The sequence below is a fragment of the Nakamurella sp. genome (genome assembly GCF_048594475.1).
Lineage (GTDB): Bacteria > Actinomycetota > Actinomycetes > Mycobacteriales > Nakamurellaceae > Nakamurella.
In genome coordinates, this window is the sequence record NZ_JBMDXT010000231.1 from 1 (window position 1) to 4,339 (window position 4,339).

The 4,339-nt window shown below is 72.1% G+C and carries 4 protein-coding genes; 3 read left to right on the forward strand and 1 reads right to left on the reverse strand.

The window, feature by feature from the left end:
* Positions 1-294: 294 nt before the first annotated feature.
* Positions 295-1,026, reverse strand: a complete 732-nt coding sequence (locus ACOJUF_RS10885) for a helix-turn-helix domain-containing protein (RefSeq protein WP_420121871.1) — start codon at positions 1,024-1,026, stop codon at positions 295-297.
* Between the two features lie 148 nt (positions 1,027-1,174).
* Here ACOJUF_RS10885 and ACOJUF_RS10890 point away from each other — a divergent pair, with 148 nt between their 5' ends.
* From ACOJUF_RS10890 to ACOJUF_RS10900, 3 genes are all read left to right on the forward strand, one after another.
* Positions 1,175-2,674, forward strand: a complete 1,500-nt coding sequence (locus ACOJUF_RS10890; protein WP_420121872.1) for a sodium:solute symporter — start codon at positions 1,175-1,177, stop codon at positions 2,672-2,674.
* Between the two features lie 11 nt (positions 2,675-2,685).
* Complete coding sequence (speB, locus tag ACOJUF_RS10895) at positions 2,686-3,660, forward strand: agmatinase (RefSeq protein WP_420121873.1); 975 nt, start codon at positions 2,686-2,688, stop codon at positions 3,658-3,660.
* Positions 3,657-4,339 (forward strand): thiamine pyrophosphate-binding protein (locus ACOJUF_RS10900; RefSeq protein WP_420121874.1); only part of this gene is annotated, 683 nt, incomplete at its 3' end. The genes speB and ACOJUF_RS10900, both read left to right, overlap by 4 nt.

A 4,339-nucleotide genomic window follows, 5' to 3' on the forward strand; every position in this document is an offset into this window, starting at 1 on the left:
GACACCGACCCCGGCATAACGGCCGCACCCGTGGAGAGCCCGGTGCGTCGAGACACGCACGCCGGGTTCGGCGAGCGGTCCGGGGAAACGGAACCGGGGCAACCCGGCCACCGCGCCCCGGACCGACTCAACCGGATCAACGAGCCCCGAATGTGACGGGTGGGACGCGAATCGACGACTTCGTGCGCGCCGGTGTCCACACGTCGTGGTCGTCCGGATGTGGATCGCCGCGCGGATCAACTGACGCCGAATGTGACGGGTGGGACGGAAGTCGACGACTTGGTCCGCGCCGGGCTACTTGATCCGCGCGGCGTAGGCGGCCCGCGAGGACGGGGCGGCAGCGGCGGCCGGACGGCCGGCGGACGGGCCGGATGCGCCGGATGCGCCGGACCCGCCGGCCGGGGCGGTCGGGGTGGCGGCGGCATCGGGCGAAGGGCCGGCCTCGGCCAGGGCGGGACACAGCACCCAGAGCACGGTGGTGATCTCGTCCGTCGCCTCGGCGCGGAAGGTGTGGGAGACCGAGGCGTCGAAGGTGAAGGCGTCGCCGGGGCCGAGCTCGACGGTCCGGTCGGCGAAACCGACGGCCAGTCGCCCGGTGATCACATAGGCGAACTCCACATCGGCCGGCAGGGCATACGCCTCGGGCCCGCTGCCGCCGCCGGGCCGGATGTCCGAGCGCAGCACCTGGACGCGCCGCTCGGCGAACGGGGTCAGCTGGTACTCGTCCAGATCCTGGCCGCCGAAGTCGATCCGCGGGTACTGACCCGACCGGACGACCTCGCCCGCCCCGTCGTTCTCGAACAGCGACGCCAGCGGGATGCCCAGGGCCGCGCAGATGCGCAACAGCGCCGCCACGGAGGCCGACGCGAGGTCCCGTTCGATCTTGGACAGGAAACCCTTGGTCAGCCCGCTGGCCTCGGCGACCTCTTCCAAGGTGCGCCGCTGGGCTCGTCGCACCGCCTTGAGCCGGGCGCCGATGCGCGCGGTCTCCCCACCCGACGCGGCGTCCGCCGCCGGTGCGCCCATCGGCCGGTCCCCTTCCTGAGGTATCCCTGCGTGCAACCCGAGTATTTCATAAGCGACACGGGTTGACGGCTAGGAAACTTAAGTTGCATACTGGGCGCACCCCGGGATCACCATTGTCATCCGTCCCTCCTCAGCGTCAGGGAACCTCATGGATCTCGTCATCATCGCCGCCTACATCGGCGCCATGATCGGCATCGGCTTCTACGCCAAAGGCAAGGCCACGAGCGAGTCGGACTTCCTGGTCGCCGGCCGCCGCCTCGGGCCGCTGCTCTACTCCGGCACGATGGCCGCCGTGGTCATCGGCGGCGCGTCGACCATCGGTGGCGTCGGGCTCGGGTACGAGTACGGCATCTCCGGCATGTGGCTGGTCTTCGCGATCGGCTGCGGCATCCTGTTCCTGAGCCTGGTGTTCGCCGCCCGGATCAACCGGGCCGGCGTCTACACGGTCAGCCAGTTCCTCGAGCTGCGGTACGGCCGCGGCGGCAGCCTGCTCTCCGGCATCGTGATGGCCGCCTACACGCTCATGCTCGCGGTCACCTCGACCATCGCCTACGGGACGGTCTTCGGCGTGCTGTTCGACCTGGGCAAGGTGCCGTCGATCATCATCGGCGGGGCCGTCGTCGTCACGTACTCGGTGCTCGGCGGGATGTGGTCGATCACCCTGACCGACTTCGTGCAGTTCGTCATCAAGACCGTCGGCATCTTCGTCCTGCTGCTGCCGGCCGCCCTGATCAAGGCGGGCGGTTTCGCCGGGCTCGCCGAGAAGCTGCCGGACACCGCCTGGTCGCTGACCACCATCGGGGGCGGCACGATCGTCACCTACTTCGTCATCTACTTCTTCGGCCTGGTCATCGGCCAGGACATCTGGCAGCGCGTGTTCACCGCCCGCAGCGACGGCGTCGCGAAGTGGGCGGGCACCGTCTCGGGCGTCTACTGCCTGCTCTACGCGGTCGCCGGCGCGCTGATCGGCATGAGCGCCAAGGTGATCCTGCCCGGCCTGGCCGACCCGGACGACGCCTATCCGGAGGTCGTCGAGGCGGTGCTGCCGGTCGGCGTTTCCGGGCTGGTCATCGCGGCCGCCCTGGCCGCGATCATGTCCACCTCCAGCGGTGCGCTGATCGCCACCGCGACCGTGGCCAAGGAGGACATCGTGTCGGTGTTCCGCCGCCGCCGGCAGCCGGTGCCGACCCCCGTGGCCGAAGGCGGCGAGCACCTGACGCCCGCCCAGGAGCACGACGAGGTCGCCGGCAGCCGCTGGTACATCCTGGGTTTCGGCGTGCTGACGATCGTGCTCGCCTGCGTCATCAGCGACGTCATCGCCGCCCTGACGATCGCCTACGACATCCTGGTCGGCGGCCTGCTGGTCGCCATCATCGGCGGGATGGTGTGGAGGCGCGGCACCCTCAGGGGCGCGCTGGTCAGCATCGCGGCCGGCGTCGTCGTCACCCTGGGCACGATGGCCGCGGTCGGCGACATCTACGCCAACGAGCCCATCTACGCCGGTCTGGCCGCCAGCCTGATCGCCTTCGTCGCGGTCAGTCTGGCCACCCCGGCCACGCCGGAGCCCATTCGCGCCGAATGGGACCGCCGGGTCAACCACAAGCGCAGCACCACCACCGATTCCGCCGCCACCGCCCCGCAGGTCTGAGGACGATTCCGATGCCCCTTCCGCACACCGTCTCTGCGACCGGCAACGTCGGCCCGGTCGACGCCACCAAGATCCCCCGGTACGCCGGCCCGGACACCTTCGCCCGGCTGCCCCGCCTCGACGAGGTCTCGCGCGCCGACGTGGCGATCCTGGGCGTGCCGTTCGACACCGGGGTCAGCTACCGCCCCGGCGCCCGGTTCGGACCGGGCCACATCCGCAACTCCAGCAAGCTGTTGCGGCCCTACCACCCGGCCCAGGACGTGCACCCGTTCGGCGATCAGCAGGTCGCCGACGCCGGCGACGTCGCGGTCAACCCGTTCGATCTGACCGAGGCCGTGCAGCAGATCGACGACGCGGTGACCGCCGTGCGCGCCGACGGCGCGTCGCTGCTCACCCTCGGCGGCGACCACACGATCGCGCTGCCCATCCTGCGGTCGCTGCACCGCGACCACGGCCCGATCGCCGTCCTGCACTTCGACGCCCACCTGGACACCTGGGACACCTACTTCGGCGCCCCGTACACCCACGGCACCCCGTTCCGCCGGGCGTCCGAGGAGGGCCTGCTGGACCTGGAACGCTGCCAGCACATGGGCATCCGCGGCCCGTTGTACGCGGCGAGCGACCTGGAGGACGACGCCGCGCTCGGCTTCCAGATCGTTCGCGCCGACGACTACGAGACCGACGGGGTCCGCGGCGCGGTGGATCGGATGCGGCGCCGGCTCGGCGACGGCCCGGTGTACGTATCCATCGACATCGACGTGCTCGATCCCGCGCACGCCCCCGGCACCGGCACCCCGGAGGCCGGCGGGCTGACCAGCCGCGAACTGCTGCACACCCTGCGCGGCCTGACCGGGCTGAACGTCGTCGGCGCGGACATCGTCGAGGTCGCCCCGGCCTACGACCACGCCGAGATCACCGGGATCGCCGCCGCGCACGTGGCCTACGAGCTGCTGGCCGTGCTGGCCAAGAACCGGACGACCGCATGACGGCCTGCGCCCCGACCGGGCATCGCAACGGCGGCGCGGCGGTCGTCGAATCCCTGGCCGCCCACGGCGTGGACACGGTGTTCGGCATTCCCGGGACCCACAACCTCGAGCTGTTCCGGCATCTGCCGGCGGCGGGCATCCGGACGGTCACCACCCGGCACGAGCAGGGTGCCGGGTACGCCGCCGACGGCTACCACCAGGTTTCCGGCCGGCCCGGCGTGGTCATCACCACCAGCGGCCCCGCCGTGTTGAACGTCGCCGCCGCGGCCGGCACCGCGTGGGCGGAATCCCGCGCGCTGCTGATCGTCTCGCCCGGCCTGCCGACCGGAACGGACGGTGGCGACGCCGGTCAGCTGCACGAGACCAAGAACGCCTCGGGGGCGATGAACGAGATCGTCGCCTGGAGCCGCCGCGTCGGCTCCGCGGAGGAGGCGGCGCGGGCGGTCACCGACGCGTTCGCGTTCTTCGCCGCCGGGCGCCCGCGCCCGGTGCACATCGAGGTCCCGCTCGACGTGCTCGAGCAGCCCTGGACCGGTGCGGCGACCGTGGCGCCCGCGGCCGCCCCGACCCTCCCGCCCGCCGAGGCGGTCGGCGCCGCGGCGGCGGCGCTGCGCGCGGCCGCCCCGCCGGTCCTCGTGGGCGGCGGCGGGGCGCGCCGTGCAACGACCGAGATCCGGTC